This is a genomic window from Nostoc sp. LEGE 06077, from assembly GCF_015207705.1.
Lineage (GTDB): Bacteria > Cyanobacteriota > Cyanobacteriia > Cyanobacteriales > Nostocaceae > Nostoc_B.
In genome coordinates this window covers 65816-85607 of the sequence record NZ_JADEWI010000004.1, presented here as the reverse complement: position 1 = coordinate 85607, position 19792 = coordinate 65816, and the positions used below count along the sequence as shown (strand labels likewise).

General features: G+C 37.8%; 11 protein-coding genes. 3 read left to right on the top strand and 8 right to left on the bottom strand.

Annotation, left to right across the window (positions count from 1 at the left end):
• Positions 1–32: 32 nt before the first annotated feature.
• The gene (gene mrdA, locus IQ244_RS04280; protein WP_193890164.1) at positions 33–1874 is read right to left on the bottom strand and encodes a penicillin-binding protein 2; all 1842 of its coding nucleotides are present in this window, start codon (positions 1872–1874) and stop codon (positions 33–35) included.
• A 289-nt stretch (positions 1875–2163) separates the two neighbouring features.
• On the opposite strand from mrdA, the gene IQ244_RS04275 reads away from it, so the two are divergent.
• The 3 genes from IQ244_RS04275 (at position 2164) to IQ244_RS04265 (ending at position 5458) form a co-directional block, all read left to right on the top strand.
• The gene (locus IQ244_RS04275; protein ID WP_193890162.1) at positions 2164–3291 is read left to right on the top strand and encodes an ABC transporter ATP-binding protein; all 1128 of its coding nucleotides are present in this window, start codon (positions 2164–2166) and stop codon (positions 3289–3291) included.
• Between the two features lie 12 nt (positions 3292–3303).
• Positions 3304–4386: an ABC transporter substrate-binding protein gene (locus IQ244_RS04270; RefSeq protein WP_193890160.1), complete on the top strand. Its 1083-nt coding sequence runs from the start codon at positions 3304–3306 to the stop codon at positions 4384–4386.
• Between the two features lie 169 nt (positions 4387–4555).
• A complete protein-coding gene (locus tag IQ244_RS04265) occupies positions 4556–5458 on the top strand; it encodes an ABC transporter permease (RefSeq protein ID WP_193890158.1) in 903 nt (300 codons plus the stop codon).
• Between the two features lie 280 nt (positions 5459–5738).
• Here the strand turns inward: IQ244_RS04265 and IQ244_RS04260 are convergent, their stop codons facing one another.
• The 7 genes from IQ244_RS04260 to IQ244_RS04230 all read right to left on the bottom strand — a co-directional run bounded on the left by IQ244_RS04260 (position 5739) and on the right by IQ244_RS04230 (position 19740).
• Positions 5739–9284 (bottom strand): hybrid sensor histidine kinase/response regulator, encoded by a 3546-nt coding sequence (locus IQ244_RS04260; RefSeq protein WP_193890156.1) that lies wholly within the window; start codon positions 9282–9284, stop codon positions 5739–5741.
• 96 nt (positions 9285–9380) lie between these two features.
• Complete coding sequence (locus IQ244_RS04255; protein ID WP_193890154.1) at positions 9381–12701, bottom strand: GAF domain-containing protein; 3321 nt, start codon at positions 12699–12701, stop codon at positions 9381–9383.
• 76 nt (positions 12702–12777) lie between these two features.
• Entirely contained in the window at positions 12778–13251 is a 474-nt protein-coding gene (locus tag IQ244_RS04250) for a chemotaxis protein CheW (protein WP_193890146.1), read from the bottom strand.
• A gap of 78 nt (positions 13252–13329) precedes the next feature.
• Positions 13330–13692 (bottom strand): response regulator transcription factor, encoded by a 363-nt coding sequence (locus IQ244_RS04245; protein ID WP_193890144.1) that lies wholly within the window; start codon positions 13690–13692, stop codon positions 13330–13332.
• Positions 13693–13991: 299 nt separating this feature from the next.
• Entirely contained in the window at positions 13992–15215 is a 1224-nt protein-coding gene (locus tag IQ244_RS04240; protein ID WP_193890142.1) for a response regulator, read from the bottom strand.
• A 693-nt stretch (positions 15216–15908) separates the two neighbouring features.
• A complete protein-coding gene (locus IQ244_RS04235; protein ID WP_193890140.1) occupies positions 15909–18182 on the bottom strand; it encodes a peptidoglycan-binding protein in 2274 nt (757 codons plus the stop codon).
• 358 nt (positions 18183–18540) lie between these two features.
• Positions 18541–19740 carry a family 10 glycosylhydrolase gene (locus IQ244_RS04230; protein ID WP_193890132.1) on the bottom strand — a complete coding sequence of 400 codons (1200 nt, stop codon included), beginning with the start codon at positions 19738–19740 and terminating at the stop codon, positions 18541–18543.
• Between the last annotated feature and the right edge of the window lie 52 nt (positions 19741–19792).

Below are 19792 nucleotides of genomic sequence, written 5' to 3'. Positions count from 1 at the left end.
GTAAATACAAATGATCAATGACTAATTCAGTATTAGTCACCGTTAACACCACTAGCGTTTTGAGAATTTGCTGATTCTGGTTTTTGGTACTTACCTGGATACTTGTGCTGGAAATATGCTTCCAATACTTGTAAAACCATTGGGCCGCAGACTGTACCACCATGATCACCGGAGTTTTCGCCAAAGGCGACAACGGTAATTTCGGGGCGATCGCTAGGGCTATAAGCACCAAACCAAGTATGATTAGGCCGACCAACACCAGCTTCGGCTGTACCACTCTTACCGGATGATGGGGCGATAGTTGGTAGATTTAAGCGCTTACCTGTACCTTCAGTAATTACCTTCCGCAGTCCATCCCGGAGAACGTTAATAGTTGACTGCTTCATATCTAAAGATTCGCGCCAGCTTTTTGCTTCTTCGTTGTCTTTCAACAAATGGGGCTTGACACGATACCCACCATTAGCAGGGACAGAAAACATAATTGCTGATTGCAGTGGTGTCACCTGCAAAGCACCTTGACCAATGGACATATTAATTGTGTCGCCTACAGTCCAAGGTATTTTCCAAGCTTTTTGTTTCCAGCTTTCATCAGGAACTAAACCCTTCGTTTCTTCACTGGGGAACTCAATTCCAGTTCTTTGACCGAAACCATATTTGCGACTCCACTCAATTAAAGTCGGGCCACCAACGCCTTTACCAACTTGATAAAAGAATGTATCACTACTCATAGCGATCGCCCTAGGAAATCCCAAAGGCCCAAACCCTGCATGGTTCCATTCCCCAAAGGTCACACCACCAACAGTTAAGGAACCATAGGTTTGCAGCACTGTTCCAGGGGAAAACCTACCTGATTCCAACCCAGCCGTTGTGGTGACAATTTTGAACGTACTCGCGGGAGGAAAAGCACTTAACGCCCGATTTACTAAAGGATGGTCTTTACCTTGAACACTTTCCCAATCTTTTTGTGAGAGTTTTTGCTTAGAAAAAATATTCGGGTCAAACCCAGGATGAGACACCATTGCTAAAACTGCACCGTTTCTAGGATCAAGGGCGACAATTGCACCTTGATACTTACCTAAAGCTTTGTCTGCGGCTTTTTGCAGTTCCCAGTCTATTGTTAAATGTAGATCTTTACCTGATTTAGCTTGTTTTTCTCCCAAAATACGGATTGGGCGACCTGCGCCATCCACTTCGACCTGCTGACCACCCCATTCGCCGCGTAAGGTCTTTTCATAAGCCTTTTCTATGCCCATCTGGCCGATGACATCTCCCAGACGGTAGCCTTCTTTTTGCTTATCTTTCAACTGTTCGGGGGTCAATTCCCTTGTATAACCCAGTATGTGGGCTAATTCTTGACCATGTGGATAGTAGCGTACTGCATCTGTGTTAATTTCTACATCTTTTAGTTCGTTTTCATACTCTTTTAAAGCTGTAATTTGGGCTTCGCTAACATCACGCGCAATCCGAATTAGAGAAGCAGAGTTAGGGCCAGCTGCGTCTAGCTTATGTTCCATTTCTTCTTGGGGGATACCCAGAATTTTCGATAATCGTGGCCCCACCACCGACCAAGATGGCTTAGTATGTGCCAGCGGCCACAAGTATACAGAATGCGGATATCGGGTAGTGGCTAACAGCTTACCATTGCGGTCAAAAATATTACCTCGTTCTGGCTGTTTGAGAATGGTGCGAACCCTGTTAGATTCAGCACGTTTCCGCAGTTGAGATCCTTCCACGATTTGTAAATATGCTAACCGTGCTTCAATCCCCGCCAGAGTCAATAAAGTGAATCCAATTAAGAAGATTGACTGTATACCACGTCCGACAGTCCGTGTATCTTTTCTGCTATTTGGTAAAGATGATGGAAATAAAGCCATAGGACAAATAATTTTAGATTTGGGATTTTAGATTGATTCCACAGATCAACCTGTGGTTTGTTCCTTTGGGGAAACGTTGCTCATATATTAAGTAAAAATTCTGAGATCAAGTGCTGGGTATAGAATGCCCGAAAATGAGCCTTGATATTAAGCTTGTAACAATCACAAACGTATATTCCCGATCTAGGGTTTTTGGCGGATACAATTAACCAAAGTGTTATTTAAGTCTGCTTAATAGGCTACATTCACGGAAACAATCAGGTTAAATCACAGCATTCTACTGAGGATTATGGCTCAATCTGTTGTGCAGAATCAGAAGGGGATTACGTCGTTTCAGCCACTGGATGTGGAACTGCGTAACGTGTTTAAGTTCTTCAAGCAAGAACCAGCCGTACATGGAATCGATTTAGATGTCCGCAAAGGGGAGTTTTTTAGTATTTTAGGCCCCTCTGGTTGTGGCAAGACAACAACATTACGTTTAATTGCGGGATTTGAAACTGCGGATGCGGGTAAGGTGTTGATTCAAGGTCAACCCATGACGAATGTTCCGCCTTATCGCCGTCCAGTCAATACTGTATTTCAAAGTTACGCGCTGTTCAATCACCTGAATGTTTGGGATAACATCGCCTTTGGACTGCAATTAAAAAAACTCCGCAAATCTGAAATTGAAAGTCGAGTGACAGAAGCTTTAAAACTCGTCAAAATGGAAAGTTTGCGATCGCGCTTTCCCAGTCAACTTTCTGGTGGTCAACAGCAAAGGGTAGCATTAGCTAGGGCTTTAGTTAATCATCCAACTGTGCTGCTGTTGGATGAACCTTTAGGCGCTTTAGATTTAAAACTGCGAAAAGAAATGCAGGTGGAATTATCTAACTTACATAAAAAGTTAGGCTTAACCTTTATTTTAGTCACCCACGACCAAGAAGAAGCATTGTCTTTGAGCGATCGCATTGCTGTGATGAATCAAGGCAAAATTGAGCAAATTGGTACTCCCAGCGAAATTTACGAACATCCTCAAACCGCTTTTGTCGCTGATTTTATTGGTGATACTAATTTATTTAGTGGTGAAATTGCTGCTGTCGAAGCTGATTGTATACAAGTTGTCACGAAAACCGGACTGCAAATTATAGTTACGCGTTATGAAGACACACCAACAGAATTATCACAATCAGTAGTGGTAAGTGTCCGCCCAGAAAAAATCCAACTATCACTATATCCGCCGAATTTACCAAGTAATTCCTTTGAAGGAAGACTCGTTAATGTTATGTATTTGGGAACCCATGTTACTTATGTGGTGGAATTAACAAACGGTATAAACATCAGCGTTTTACAGCCTAATACCTTTGGTAATTTGCCAGATAGAGACACACCTATTTACGTTTTATGGGCAGAAAGTGATTGTTTGGCTATTAGTCAATAATTTAAATGAGACATGACAAATAGAAGAAAGTTTCTCCAAAAAGTAGCAGCATTTTCTAGCTTATCTTTAACTGGTTGTGGTTGGAGATTAGCAAATGTCCGTGCGGCTACAAAATCAACTCACACTGACAAATTATATCTTTATACTTGGACACAATATGCAGATAAAAAACTACTCCAAACTTTTAGCAGCCAAACAGGACTGCAAGTGCTTGTAGATCCTTATGATTCTAATGAAGTGATGTTAGCCAAACTATTAGCTGGAGGTGGTGGTGCTTACAGTGTAATTTACCCATCTGACTATATGGTACAGAAGATGGTAGAGAAAAATTTATTAATCGAATTAAATCATAATCGCTTAATTGGTTTAGATAATTTATTTCCGCAATTTAAAAATCCTAGTTATGACCCAAATAATCGTTATAGTTTACCATTCAACTGGGGAACGACAGGATTAATTTACAACTCTGAAGTTCTGCAAACAGCACCAGAAGATTGGGATTATCTCTGGCAAAATCAGACAATGCTAAATAAGCGGATAACATTACTCAATGATGTCCGGGAGGTGATGGGTGCAGTATTACGAATGTTAGGTTATTCCTACAATTCAAAAGAGGAAGAGGAACTGAAACAAGCATATAACAAATTGCAGCAATTAAAACCGGCGATCGCCTCCTTTGATACTGATGCTTGGCAAAACCAAATTCTGGCGGGAGATTTGCTATTAGCTATGTGTTACTCAGCCGATGCTATTCGCGTCATTAAAGAAAATCCTAAATTTAAATATGTGGTACCCCGCAGTGGTTCTTCCTTATGGACTGATACAATTGTCATCCCCAAAAGCGCCCCAAATACCGATGGTGCTTATGCTTGGATTAACTTTATTTTGCAACCGGAAGTTGCAGCAATTATTAGCAAAAATTTGAATATTTCTACTCCTAATGGTGCAGGATTTGAACAATTACCCAAAAAGCTGCAAGATAATAAGAATTTATTTCCCGACCCCGAACTTTTAGAAAAGTGTGAACGGATTACTCCTCTGGGTGACTTTGAGGAAGTTTATGAGCGTTACTGGACTCAATTAACTAGCAGTTAAGACTAATGAACAAGAGACTAGTACAACAAGATAAAAGTCAAAAGTCAAAACAAAGAATATTAATACCACAAGCCTTTTAGCAATTCCACATGGTCTGTTGATTTACACCGACCTGTACTAATAAGTTTCCCAAGTAAAACTTTAAACTAAACTTCTATCGATAAGCAATATGTCTTCTTCAATAAATCATCCCGATGAGATTCCCAGTGTTGAAAAATTGCATCGTCCTACATTTAACTTTCTGCAACCCTTATTATTACTAGCCCCAGCAGGTATTTGGTTACTATTATTACTAGTACTACCAGCATTGATAATTTTCCAGCTAAGTTTAGTTCCCCATATTAGACCGGGGGATTTAGTAAATCCCAGTAGCTTAGAGAATTATATTCGGATATTCGACTCGCTTTATTTGCATGTGATTGTGCGATCGCTCTGGTTGGCATTGGGGACAACTATAATCTGTTTAATATTCGGTTTTCCTGTTGCTTATTGGTTAGCACAAATTGCACCCAAAAAATGGCGTAATTTACTATTATTAGCTTTTGTTTTACCTTTGTGGACTTCCTCTTTACTCCGTTCTTACGCTTGGATTACAATTCTCCGTCGAACTGGGTTATTAAATAATATTCTGAGTAATTTAGGCTTACCAACTTTAGACTTACTTTACAGCATTCCTGCTGTATTCATTGGCATGAGTTACAGCTTATTACCTTATATGGTGTTAATTTTATATGCTTCTCTAGAAAAATTAGATAAGCGCTTGCTAGAAGCTGCTGCTGATTTAGGTGCAAATCCTATGCAGACTTTTTGGAAAGTAACCGCACCCCAAGTTTCCCCAGGAATAACGGCTGGTTCAATCCTAGTCTTTATTACAGGATTAGGAGATTTCATTGACCCCGAACTCTTGGGTGGGTCTTCGAGTATGACAGCGGCGCGGTTAGTTTACAACCAATTCCTTGGAGTTACCCAAAATTGGGGTTTTGGTTCTGCACTAAGTATGACATTAATTTTAGCGGTGAGTGTAGCGATCGCCTTTTTAATTAAATTTGGTGAAGCAACACCCAGTCGATAAACTAAATCTATAGACATTAAACTCAGATTTACAAAGCTATGAATATTGCTTCAACTCAAGCTACCAGAAACTCAACCGATCTGAGAATATATTAACAGAGAAATTAATTCAGGACTTACGGAACTGGCACGCCTATTTTCTGGTACAAGAGTCAATAGTCAATGGTCAATGGTCAAAAATCAAGGTTTTTTTAGACTATTGACCATTGACTGTTGACAGCCTCAACGACAAAAATATGACAATTGCGTAAGTCCTCTAAATTATTTCTATAGTTCATTGGTCAAACAGCTTCATAAGTTAACTCCATGACCACATTAGTTGCAGCGTCTGTTTTCTTAATTAAAGACGAAATCGTAGAGAGAAATTCATGCTCTAGATAAGGCTTAGTTAGGTAAGCTTTAGCACCAAGTTCTTGAGCAAGTTGACGATGTTTTTCGGCGCTCCGAGAAGATAAAATTACTACGGGGATTTTGGCAATATTCGGGAATTGTTTAATATTATTCAACAATTCAAATCCATTCATGTGTGGCATTTCCAAATCAGAAATAATCACTTGAATATCTGAATATTTTTGTAGCTGCTCTAGAGCTTCCACACCATTTTGTGCTTGAATTACTTGATAACCATCTCGTTGTAGTGTCAGAGAGAGGGTTTGTCGCAAACTAATCGCATCATCTACTATCAAAACTACCTTTGGTGCTTGAGAATTAGTTTCTACCTGCTGAGAAAATATTATTTCTTTAGTATCTAAGGGTAGAGAGATAGGTAAATCGTCTGCTGTTTGTAACGCGGGTTGACTATAAGAAACTATTGGTATTGTGGTAAGTTCAGGTGTGGCTGGAATATTGATAGACTCTGATAGCAGAGAGCCATCGATGACTAAAATTAGATTACCATTAGCAGAAGTACTACAACCGTAAACATATTTTGGTGGCGCGATCGCATTTCCTAATGGTCTAATGACTAATTCTTGTTCACCAATTATTTGGTCAACTTCTAACCCAAAAACACTCTGATTACGCCTAATTATTAATACAGGATTATTTATAAATCTTGTGTCAAGAGTGGTTTGTGTATGATTGAGGCTATTACTCTTAACAGCAGAACAGTTATAAGGCATCAACTCAGAAAGCTGATATAAACTAATTAAACTCTCATCCTGGTCTGTATTCCAGTGTAAAACTTTTTTACCTTCTAGGTGCTTAATTTGTTGCGGAGAAGGAATTAAGATTTTTTCCACATTGTCTAACAATAATGCATAAATAACGCCCCCCACCTGAACTAGCATCAATTGGTCAGTAGTCATAGAAAAAGGTAATTTGAGTGTGAATTTTGTGCCTTGTTGCGGCAAAGTTCGGACAGAAATTGAACCATGAAGCGCTTCCATTTGAGAACGCACAATATCCAACCCCATACCGCGTCCCGAAATATTACTTACCTGTTCAGCAGTGGATAATCCTGGTGCAAACATCAAATCTAATAATTCTGGTTCATGTTCATTAGATACAACAAGATTCATCTCAATTGCTTTTTGACGAATGCTTTCCAGATTTAATCCTTGTCCATCGTCTTGCACCTCAATAATAGTTTGGCTACTTTGATGATATGCCCGGATTGTAATTAAACCTTGTTCTGGTTTACCGCGTTCTTGACGTACTTGTGGAGGTTCAATCCCGTGATCAAAAGCATTACGCACTAAGTGTAATAATGGCTCATAAAGTTTTTCGGCGATCGCTTTATCTACCAGTACCTCTGTACCATTAAGTTGTAACTTGACATTTTTATGATAAATGTTAGCTAATTTTTTCACCATTAAAGGAAAACGATTCAAGATATCGCCTAAAGGTAACATCCTAGCTTCTAACAAGTTATCAAGAATAGTGAAAACTAAATTTTGTTTTTTATCGCTTACTTGAGTAGCTTGTTTGATAATTAAATCCAGAGATTCTGTAGTTTCTTGTAGTTGTAGAGTTTCTTCTATCGCTGCGTGTAGTGCTAAGTTAAATTCTGTATATACATCCATTTCCAGTGAGTCAAATTTCACTGCGGCAAAATTTTGTGGTGATTGATTAGTAAAAATTGGCAAATTTAATGGCAAATCTCTTAAATGATTTAATACCATTTGATGAGTATTTATCTGCCGGAATAGTTGCTCAATCACATCTTGCAGTTGTGTATCCTGGAGAGTACGTTTCTTTTGGTGAATCAGTAGTTCTCCTGCTAGATAATTGAGGTTGCGTAATCCTTCAACATCTACACGTACAAATGAAGTCTGACGTAAGTTTTGATTTTTGATAAATTGATGGCTTTTATCTGCTAACTGCTCATGAGTATTACTAGTAGCTTCAATAACTGGCTCTAAAACTTGCTGTTCTTCACCAGATAATTTATCAATATTATGATTATCTTGTAAAAGTCCAGCTTCTGCTTCCACCCCCCAGATTGATTCTAATAAGTTATCTGTTTCTGGAAAATCAGAATTTAATGTTTCGTTGAGAGCTAAAAGACTTTGTAATTTAGGATGCTCTAGCCAATTTTTTTCTTGGCTATTTACAGGCGGATAATTTTTATATTCTTTGGCTAATGTCAGGATTTGTTTTTGCAAGCTCTGGGTTAAAAGAATGTAGCTATCACCCGGCTCATTGGCGTACTCAAATTTAGTAACTGCCAGAAGGACAATTAAAACAATCCCTTGGCGATAAACACAAAGACTATAACTATCTTCGGGATTCTGCACGAAAGATAAAAATTCTGTTGACCAATCTTTAATATAATTTATTTGATTGTCTATATCTAATTTGGGAATTAATAGAGATAAATTAAGCTCTTGTTTAGGTATTTGTTTCTGGGAATCAAACCAACCTAAAATATATTGAATGAGCTTAAGGTATAACTTAGCCGTTGTAGGCTTAACCCGTTCATGATTGTGATTTTCCGATATAGTTAAAAATTGGTAAAATTCTGTCGCACTTTTGAGTAAATTACAAGCAGGTGAATTATCTTGAACGTCTTGAGATAACGGTTCTTGATTGACTACGTGTGTGAGATTTTGCCAAGCTGAAGAGATGATACCAACACAAGTGCGATCGCCTGAGAATACTGCTGTTTGTAACGCTTGTAAATCTTGTAGTGCCAGTTCGGCAATTTGCTGAACTTGAGCAGGGCTTACTTGCAAAGCAGCTATAATTTTTTCTGCGAGTTCTCCTAATCCAAGTAAATCTAAAGATTGTGCTAGTCCCAGAAATACTTCTGCTTGGGAGTTCAAAAAATCTCTCAATTCATCATCATCAGGAGGATGCTGAATAATTGCAGCAATACTTTCGATGTGTTGTTGAACTCCCAGTTCAAAAATTGACCGAACAACATCAAATCCTAATTCTTGAGAAGTGGGAATATAATTATCCGCACCAAAATCATCACCGAGTTTTTCTTGTAACTGTGCAAAAATAGTAGTTGCGCGGGCAATAATTTCTTCCACATTAACTGCACTGCTGGTTAATTCTGCGGTTAAAGCTAGACGCAAACACTCGTAAGATTTAATTAAGAGGGTATGTAAATCAGCATCAATAACTATTTCTGGATTATATAAAGCTTTAAATACATCTTCTAGAGAGTGAGCAATTATTTGAATTGCTTCTAGTCCAACATTAGCAGCGCCGCCCTTGAGTGTATGAGTAGCCCGCATTAAAGTATGAACTTTATTCTTTCTATTATCTTCGTCTTCTGCAAAACCCAACAGTTCTTGTTCAATGGTTTGTAACAGTTCTGGGGCTTCTGCTAAGAAATAGATATAACCTTGTTCACGGATTTCAGCATCTGTAATCATAATTGGGAAATGAATTTTAGGAACTAGAGGCTAGAGGCTAGAGGTGAAGGAAAAAGGAGACTAAGTAATTGGCTCCTTCTTCCTACTCTCTTTGACTTAATGAACTTTGAACTTACTTGCAGTTGTTAATAGTTCTTGTGCCATCCCTAATAAATCTTGGAAAATAGCCGCGATTTCTTGAGATTCAGCAAAGGTTTTGTTAGCAATTTCTGCGACATCTTGCATTGATGTAGTCACAGTTTTCGACTGACCCATTTGTGTTTGAGTAGCTGCGGTAATTTGTTGAATTAATTGGCTAATTTCAGCAGTTACCGAAACAATAGCGTTCAAGTTTTGGCGGGTTTCGCTAACTAAATTTGTTCCTTCTACAACTTGCTGAATACCTGTTTCCATTGCTACAGCAACTTCTCCAGTCTCTGCTTGAATTTCTTGAACTAATTTTTCAATTTCAATAGTTGCTGCTGCTGATTGACGAGATAAAGAACGTACTTCATCAGCTACAACTGCAAAGCCTTTGCCATACTCACCTGCACGGGTGGCTTCAATGGCTGCATTCAGTGCTAAAACGTTGGTTTGGGTAGCAAAATTACTAATTAAATTGACTACTTTCGAGATTTTTTGCGAAGATTCACTCAGGCGCTTAATCTTCTTGCTAGTTTGGGCAACAGTTTCTCGAATTGCTTCAATAGCTTTGACAGTTAGATTCATGGCTGTATCGCCTGATTCTACTGTTTGATTGGCTTTTTGTACTGCTACTTGCACTAATTCAGCGTTAGCCACCACAGCTTGGGTAGAATCTACCATTTGTTGAATATCACCCAAAGCAGAGGTAATTTCTTCAGATTGTTGTTGTGCTAAATTGTTCAGTCCAGCAAGAGAAGCATTGCTACTGGCAGAAGTTTGCACTACTTTTTGGGCAGCTGCTTGCACCTGAGTTACAATTTGCCGCAGTGCTTGCAGAGTATTATTGTAAGCATCGGCAATCGTGCCGAGTTCATCTTCTGTAATGGGCGCACGGACTGTTAAATCACCGTCTAAAGCAGGCCGGAGTGCCATTAACAGTTGAATAGATCTTTGTTGCAGTAATTCCTTGGCGGCTTTTTCTCTTTCGGCTGCTTCTGCTAGTTGTGCTGACTGCGCCTGTAGTTGATGTAAATGTTCTGTTTGTTGTAATGCTAGTCCTAATTGATCACCAATCCGGGCTAACAAGCTGACTTGTGATTCTTCCCAATCACGAGAGGCAGAATTTTGATAAGCTGCTAATAAGCCCCACAATGTTTCTCCAAAGAAGATTGGCACAATTACATAAGCTTTAGCTTCAAATTGCTCTAAAATTTCGAGATGGCAAGGAGAATGACCTACTTGATAAATGTCATTTACAACAAAGTTTTCACCTTTGGCGTATCGTCCCCCTTGAGTTTCTTGGAGATGGGTATCTTCCCAGACTGTTTTGATATCTATGCCTACCAGTTTGACCCAATTATGACCAACTGACTCAGCAATAAACTCACCACTCCAGTCAGAGTTTAAGCGATACACAGCGATGCGATCGCATCGTAATAATTGCCGTACTTCTTGAGTAGTAATTTTGAAGATTTCATCTACGTCTAATGATTGTCTAATCCGGTTAACTATCTTCGTAAAGGCTTTTTCTTGTTCAGCAATCTGAGTTAATTTTTCGGTTTTAACTCGCACTTGTTCTAAATAGTCTATTTGCGATTTTGCCACACTAAATTGCAAGGCAATCTGATTTAAAAAGTTAACTTCCCACGGGTGCCATTCACGGCTGCTAGAGTTTTGATATGCTGCCAATAAACCCCACAATTGTTCACCAAAAAAGATGGGAACAATAATATAAGCTCTGGCTTCAAATTGTTCTAAAATTTCGATGTGACAGGGGGCTAGACCGATTTTGTAGATATCATTAACTACAAAATTTTCACCTCTGATATATCGACCCCCTTGAGTTTCTTGCAGATAAGTATCATCTAGGACAGTGTTGATATTTGGCCCTACCAATTTTACCCAATTGCTACCTACTGACTCAGCAACAAACTCACCACCCCAGTCAGAATTGAAACGATAAACAGCAACGCGATCGCATCTTAAGGAGAGCCTGACTTCTTGGGTAGTTGTTCTAAAAACACTTTCCACATCTTGAGATTGGCGGATGCGGTTGACTATCTTAGTTAAGGTTTTTTCTTGTTCCGCAATCTGGACTAATTGTCGAGATTGTACTTGCATTTGTCCGAGATACTCTGCATGGGCGATCGCTATGCCAAATTGCAAACCTATTTGCCCTAAGAAACTAGCTTCCCAATCTTGCCAATTGCGGGTGCCAGAATTTTGATAAGCTGCTAACAAACCCCACAATTTTTCTCCAGCAAATACGGGTACTATCACATAAGCTTTAACTTCAAATTGCTCTAAAACTTCCACATGGCACTGAAAATGGCCTGCCTGATAAATATCATCAACCACAAAGCTTTCATGATGGCGGTAACGTCCACCTTGGGTTTCTTGTAAATGTGTATCTTCCCAAACAGTTTTAATCCCTGGGCCGACTAGCTTTACCCAACCATGACCAACTGATTCGGCAACAAATTCGCCACTCCAATCAGGATTAAAACGATAAACAGCAACGCGATCGCATCGTAATAATTGCCGGATTTCCTGAGTTGTTGTTTGAAAAATCTTGTCAATATCAGATATTTGAATAATCTTCTCAATGACTTTAGCTACTGATTTTTTAGACTGGGTTCTAATTTCTAATTCTCTGTGGAATTCAAAGCTCTGAAATTTGTAAGCTAATTCTGTAGTAACTTGAGACAAAAAGGTAATTTCTGTTTCTTGCCACTGTCTGGTATAAGAACAAGTATTAACAGTGAGTAATCCCCAGACTTTACCTTCAATCACGATGGGTAAACTTAAACTCGCTTTGATTTGATATTTATCCAGTAATTGTTTTTGATAAGGTGTAACTTGAATTTGCTCAATGTCGTCAATTACTACAGATTCTAAATAATCTTGATTGTTATACAAACCAAACAGCATTCCTGGTAGATTTTCACCTAATACAGGTGTCCAACCTAGTATTCTTGACTCTGCTAAGACCGTACCAGAATCTATGGAAGTAAACTGATAAATTAAGGCGCGATCGCAAGTAATTTTTTCTCTAACTTGATTTACAGTCACCTTCAGCAATGTATCTATATCTTTAGCTTGACGCATCACAGATGTCATGGCTTGTAACTGCTGTCGCCACAGTTTAAATTCTTGAGCCACTGTATTGACTGTAGCTAATTCAGTATGAGAAATATTTGTAGTTATCTGGCTGACAGATTGATTTTCGCTTACTTCTACTTCAGTGATTACGTGTTCATGCCCTTCTTTACTGTTATGATATGCAATTGTCATTTCAAAATACCTCCATTACGTTATTAAAATATTGATTTTTCAGCTTTTACTTACGGCAAATATTCACATTTTGATTTCAATTTTGGCTCAACCACATAGGAGATTTAATAATCGCTACTGCATCTAAGCTAAGTACCATTTCTTCCATAGCATTAATAAAGTAACCTTGGAGAAAAGCCGAAATTTTGGGCGAGAAAAAATCAGTAGATGGCAGCTTCATTTGCTGAGTTTCTAGCCACTCAATATCCATCATATTTCGTACTAAAAATCCGAGATTCTTCCCATCCACTTCTAAAATAATAGCCATCATTTTGGAGAGAAAATTAATCCCTTGTAAAAGTGAGGGATAACCTAGCATCTCTTCTAAATCAACTAACCACAGCATTTCACCCCGCCAATTATATATACCTAAAACACAACTAGGCATTTGAGGTACACCACAGATATCTCCCAATGACACTTGTAAAACTTCTGTAATATACTGTAATGAAATTACTGCCTGATCACTGCTACCTAAAGTAAAGCTTAAAAATTTTTCCTGGTTTTCCAAAGTTAATTAATCCTTTAATTTTTGATAAGATGTGTATTGCAAATAGGGCATTAATTTGAAATACAAATGTGAACAACTTCAATGTAGTAGTTGCTTCAGGGTTTTCACTAATTCTTCTTTATTAATAGGCTTGGATAAATAACCATCCGCTCCTAACATATTTCCCCACATTTTATCCACATCACTATTTTTAGTTGAACAAAAAACCACAGGTATTTTACTAGTTTCGGGATTAGCTTTTAGTTCCCGACAAATTTCAAATCCACTTTTTCCGGGCAAAATTACATCTAGAAATATTACATCTGGCTTATTTCCTTGGATCTTAACTTGGGCTTCTTCACTACTTATTGCACTAATGACAGAATAGCCAGCTTGTTGCAGATAACGACTGAGTATTTCCATATCTGTCAAACCATCTTCAACAACTAAAACAGTATTCATAGAAATTTCCTGCTAAATTTACTTACAAATAGAAACAAAAACTCTAAATCTACAGTCATAAATAAATCCGAGTTTTTTCTTGATTCAATTCTGGTTGATTATTGGGGTAAATGTTATAGAAAAAACACTTACTTTTAGATTTTTTTTGTAAAAAAGTTGGTACAAAAATGTAACATTTTCTCGAACATAGATAAAGTGGCATAGTTTAAAGCCAGTAAAATTTGTTTGCTCAAACTATTAGATTAAGCCAGATAAATATCTATTCATGTCTGTTGTTACTAACTATCTGTAGTAGATAACTAATGTCCTAAAGATATCTCTAAACTAGATGTACTCTGCGTTTTAGATGGTGTAACTTTCGTGGGAGTTTGGACTTGCAGATATTTCCGGATCACGCTCATAACTTTATCGGCAGCTACAGGTTTAGTCAAAAAATCTGTAGAACCAACAACCTTAGCACGGACTCTATCTAATAAACCATCATTGCCCGTTAAGATGACTACGGGTGTATTCGCAAAAGTAGAGACTCGTCGCAGCTGAGTACAGATTTCATAACCACTAGCGACTGGCATAATTAAATCTAAAAAAATCAGATCTGGTTTATTTTGAATTAAAATTGGGAGTGCTTGTATTGGGTCTTGAATTTTAATGAATCTTAACCCATGAGAAGTAACAATCTCTTCTAGCATTTTACAGACTTGGGGACTATCATCTACGCAGGCTACTAATGGAATATAAGCGTTTTTTGGTTGCGTGGAATTAGATTCATTATTAACTTCAGTACATAGCAAAGGTAGGTCTGGCACTTCGATTAATTCAATGATGCCTTTAAGGATGTATGGAAGCAATGAGCGAGTTACAGGTAAAACATTCTGCTTCATTGTTGCGGCTAAATCCCGCAGTGTTTGTTTACCATTGATCAAACTGACAAAGTTTTTGTAAACAGATGGACTGACATGTTGCTGGAGTTGTTCTGGCCGGCGGAGAACTGGTGCTAAGTCGGGAGAAAAGTTAGTCAAGCCTGCTTCTGACCAACTTTTCCACGAGTCTTGCATGTGTTTGACAGATAAATCTGCACTGGTGAAACTCATTGGTGTTTCTAAAATTATGTTTTGGTTGCGATCGCAACTGAAAGTAACAAAATCTGTATGCTGGGCTAGGTCAAACAACAATTCAGTGATTGTACTTTCGACAATCCCTTGAATTTGCTCTCTCTGAATCTTTTGCCGTTTGTATAAAATTTCTAACAGGCGATAATCCCAGTAAGAAGCTACGAAATCTTGCTGGCGAAACTGGATTTTCTCAATATCAATTTGCGGACAATATTGTGTCATATATCTGCGCCAGCGCCGAAAAGGATGAGTGCCTCCTGTTGCCCACACTATCCGCCCTAGACGATAATAAAAAGACCACTTTTGTCCTTTGACACTTTTAATATCCAGTTGACCATTGTATTGCAGCTGAGTGCAAGTTCTAAATTCATTAATTATGTTATTTGATACCATTAGTTCCAGGTAGGTCATCCTTTTTTCTTATAATGCACAAGTTAGCCTGCCAAAACCCACACTAGCCACATAGTGATTGGCAAGAATTTAGAAGCTCGCAATATTTAGTTGCCACCTTCTTCTTTCTATAGCTATTTTATGGATATTGATATATAGCTTTTCTTATGCAAGATCGAACAGAGTCATAAAAACCAAGAGACACAACTGTATTAGTAGAAAAACTATCTAATACAACCTTTTTGTTATTGGCTACCCAACTAAAGTAATTTATGATTGAAAATTGGAATTGCTATATTTCAAAACTAAAATCTCATTAACATTATCTTAAACAATTTTAATTTCAGAAATAACCGTGTAAATCCTGATTTTAAAATCAGCTAGTAATTTATAAATAGGTTATAAATTATCAAGATGACACATTTATTTATTAACTTTTGCAAAAAGTTTATTTATTACTTTTCTTAATATTTTTTGTAGTTTTTTGTTAAAAAATTTGGTGATTTACTTATAATGCTGTTTAACGTTAATAACAAATTATTTAGTAAAGATAAACATCTGTACGTTTTGGCAAGATAGCTATATGTATTAGAGTTTTAGTGCAATAATATGACGGCTTTGTTGTTTTAGTAATAAAAAAGCTGTCTCTCCTCTTGATAGCAGCTACTAACATTCCATAGGGAGAGACAGTTAAAGTTTAGCTCAAACTCTCACTTAATCCTGAAAGACCATGATATTACCGGAGTAACAGGCGACCCAAACTTCTCTAGTTTGTGGGTCGTAAGTAATGCCAATGGGGTTAGCACCAACAGTAATCTTTTGTACTACTTTCATATCATTAGTACGAATTTTACTAATTGTGTTATCGCCGTAGTTAACAACATAAAGTCGTTGTCCATCATCCGATAAAACCATACTACGTGGTGCATTACCTGTGGAAATTTTATCTACTAACTTACCTTGTGGTAACTGAATTTTGGCAATTTTTCCTTCTCCATTCAAGGAAGCATAAAGATAATTACCTGTGGGATCTATATTTAAATGTCTTGGTGCATTACCAATATTTTTTAGCCATTTTACGGAAAAGTTTGTCAGGTCAACTTTAGCAATATCATAAGAACCCATAACGGCAACATAAGCCTGATTTGTAGCTGCATCTATGGCGATTCCACGGGGATAAGGGCCAAGGGGAATTTTTTTGATCTCCTTATTTTTGGCAGTATCTACAACACTCAAATCCCAAGAACACCAATTACTAACTAGTACTAACCCTTCATCGTTAGCTGTAGCAACAAATTTAGGTACAGACCCAACTTGAACAACGTGGTCAATTTCTAAACTATCGGTGTTTATCCGATATAAAAAACTCTTGTCTGTTTTTTGGGAGGGATTACATTTATCGCTACCAGGATTGTTAAATCCTGCGCCATACATTTGGTAGTTAGAAATCCAGGCGTACTTACCATCTTGGGAAAAACTAGCTTCAACAGGTGCGCCTTGATAATTACCTTTAAATTTAGCGTAACCAAATTTAGATAAATCAACTTTATCAGGAATGACTTTGACTAATTTATGCTCTCGATTGTATACAGTGATTGTGTGGTTATACATCATGTTTTGGGCAAAGAATAGCCCATTACCTGAATGTACAACAGATTTTGGTGAAATCTTCCCCGCAATAGTTTTTTTGAGTGTCATCTTCCGAGAATGACTGGGAGCAGTTTTCTGAATATTATCTTTTTGGGCTGAATTTTCTAAGGGTTGAGTGAAATCATATTCTGATACAGATGCTACTAATATTTTTTCTTGGTTAGGATTTTCTAATTGCGGTGGTTGATTTGGAACTAGAGAATTTTCTTTTGTTGCTTGAGTGGGATTTGAAGCGAATTTTATCGCATTAGCTTTTGGTGAGGGTTTTGTTGGTTTTTGGGTGGAATTTTTGAGTTGTTTAGATTTATCGGGAACTACAGAATTTTGATTAGCAGGCTGAGAGGTTGGAGAAGCCGATTTAATAGATTTAGATTTGATGATTGCTAATGTTTTTGGCCCAACAATCCCATCAGCAATGAGTCCATGAGCTTTTTGAAATTTCAGCACGGCTATTTCTGTGGCTGTATCAAAAGACCCGGTAATTGATTGTTCCAGATATCCCGATGTTTGCAGTTGTTGCTGGATAAACTTCACCTCAGCACTGACATCACCTCTGCGTAACAGTGAAGTATGCGGCGATCGCAATTTTGACGAACTAACTGGCGGATTCACTACAGCAGGTGTGGTAGACTGAGATGGTGCAGCAGCTTGCTGGGTTTTACCCAATTCCATTGCTGTTAACGTGCGATTATCAACAATTCCATTACCAACAAGTCCGTGAGCTTTCTGAAATTTAATCACAGCGGCTTCCGTCGCGGCGTTAAAATCTCCAGTGATTGGTTGGTCAAAATATCCTGCTACTTCCAATTTTCGCTGAATTGACATCACTTCATAGCTAAGATCACCCCGTTGTAACACTACTGAAGAACTAGGAGTCGGCGACTTTTTTGGAGTAGTTTTAGTTACAGAAGGCTTTGTGGGAATCAGCGGTGGAGTAGATGTCCCCGAAGCAGACTCCAGTGCAGTTAATGTCTGAGAACCAACTACGCCATCAGCTTTTAATCCATTAGCTTTTTGGAATTTGATGACAGCTGCTTCGGTTACAGAGCCAAAATATCCAGTTACAGCTTGTTTAAAATATCCTGCTGCTTGCAGTTTTTGCTGTAGCGATGCTACTTGTGGATTTTTTTCACCTTTTTTTAGCGCCTGAGCCGGGTTAGTCCAACCGAAAGAACTAATACCAAAAGCACAAGAGATGAATAACATCAAAGCTCCGCGCTTTTCTGGTAGCCAGTTTAGTTCTGGATAACATAAATCAGAATCGGCCAGATTTTCCTGTTCTGAATTAACAGATGTTTCGTAGTTTTCAGCTAAATGCAGGTAAGCGAGTGTATCCATATTCAGAGAATACCCAAAATGAAGTACTAGTTAAGACATTTTGTGGACAGAGTGAACTGATAAACTTTCGAGATCTTGATAAAGTATTGAATTTACTTACAATTATGTATCATATATCACTTCAAATAGCTATGCTAATACAAACTTACGAAAAACCAAGTTTGAGCTATCCCTACGGGCTTTTACCTTCAGGCTACTCAAGTATGGTTAACGAGGAGTATAACTATAATTTAACTAAGGACTTAACATTTTATACTGAGAAGCGGTATGCTTTAACAGTCTTCAGTGTTTATATGCTCAGATAGCGATCGCACAGACAACAGTATCAGATATAGCAGATATAGCTGCGCTTCACATTTTATATAGCTTGTTTTAAATTAGAAGCTGTCTTTTCTGGATTACCGGAAAATGGAAAAACTAAAATACTGTGAATATTGGGATTATTCACTAATTCTTTTAAACGACCAAGCTGCTTATCTGTAATTGCAATTCCAGCATACTTTTGGGCATAATTTAGTTCTTCAGCAAAATTCGTATCATTATAAGCTTGAATAAATACTCGATCTACACCCCAGTGTTCCCAATCAGCCGCAAAATATTTCTTAGCCCAATAAGGGTTATGATGACAAATATCAAAACTTACCGAAGAATTAGCTTTTTTCATCGAGCTTGTCATTTGTTGTACAAACTTAGTTAAATGCTCAGTTCTGTCAACTTTTCCAGGTAGTTCAGCATAATATCCTAGATAATCATCCCATTGAACTGCATCAACATTAGGATATTTATTCACAAACTCAACGGAAATATTTTTAAAGAAAGTAGCCACTTCTGGGTTCTCTACATCAAGTACATAATGGTCAATTCCAGCATAAGTTTTATCTATGCCTGGCACAATCCACTTTTTAGCAACAGCTAAATCAAAAATCGGACTATTTTTATCTATTTTAATTCCCTTTTCAAAATAAGCATGAACTTGCATTTCTTGTTTATGTGCTTCATCAATCAGCCAATTTAACCATTTTTCTTGAAACTGATTAGGACAACTGCTATATCCTAAAGTTTGCTGCATCACCTCACTTTTGTACATCGTACAACCATTACCCCAAACACCATGAATAATGGTATTGATACCTTGAGAATGATAGTAGCGAACTCGCTGGCGAATCGTTTGCTCATCAGCATTATTTGTAGCTTGATAACGAGTTAAATAAATCCCTCTAATTACTTTTTTCTCCCAAGGAGTTGGAGGTAATACTGTTTTTGTCTCTTGTTTTATTGTGCTGGGAGCTTTGTTATTTTTATTAGCTAAATTTAGAGATGTAGGTAAAGAATTATTTGGAGTTAAAGAGGCAGTGGGGATGGAAATTGCGGCGGACTTTGGAGTAGAATTGAAAATTGGGATATTTATTCGTTCATTCTTAGATAAAATTTTGCTGATCATATCTAAATTTCCTGGTTGACTGAACCACCAGTAACCACCTCCGACGACAGCTAGTATTACGGATAATGGAATATTTAAACACCCACATCCACTGCGCTCTTTTTTTTGGTGCGGCATATTAATTTCAAGATTATCAGTTAATCTCGCTATATATACAGATTACTACCAT

What these genes read in the sequence shown, in the direction of transcription:
- mrdA (WP_193890164.1), bottom strand. Translation starts at nt 1,874, where the DNA reads ATGGCTTTATTTCCATCATCTTTACCAAATAGCAGAAAAGATACACGG.
- IQ244_RS04275 (WP_193890162.1), top strand. Translation starts at nt 2,164, where the DNA reads ATGGCTCAATCTGTTGTGCAGAATCAGAAGGGGATTACGTCGTTTCAG.
- IQ244_RS04270 (WP_193890160.1), top strand. Translation starts at nt 3,304, where the DNA reads ATGACAAATAGAAGAAAGTTTCTCCAAAAAGTAGCAGCATTTTCTAGC.
- IQ244_RS04265 (WP_193890158.1), top strand. Translation starts at nt 4,556, where the DNA reads ATGTCTTCTTCAATAAATCATCCCGATGAGATTCCCAGTGTTGAAAAA.
- IQ244_RS04260 (WP_193890156.1), bottom strand. Translation starts at nt 9,284, where the DNA reads ATGATTACAGATGCTGAAATCCGTGAACAAGGTTATATCTATTTCTTA.
- IQ244_RS04255 (WP_193890154.1), bottom strand. Translation starts at nt 12,701, where the DNA reads ATGACAATTGCATATCATAACAGTAAAGAAGGGCATGAACACGTAATC.
- IQ244_RS04245 (WP_193890144.1), bottom strand. Translation starts at nt 13,692, where the DNA reads ATGAATACTGTTTTAGTTGTTGAAGATGGTTTGACAGATATGGAAATA.
- IQ244_RS04240 (WP_193890142.1), bottom strand. Translation starts at nt 15,215, where the DNA reads ATGACCTACCTGGAACTAATGGTATCAAATAACATAATTAATGAATTT.
- IQ244_RS04235 (WP_193890140.1), bottom strand. Translation starts at nt 18,182, where the DNA reads ATGGATACACTCGCTTACCTGCATTTAGCTGAAAACTACGAAACATCT.
- IQ244_RS04230 (WP_193890132.1), bottom strand. Translation starts at nt 19,740, where the DNA reads ATGCCGCACCAAAAAAAAGAGCGCAGTGGATGTGGGTGTTTAAATATT.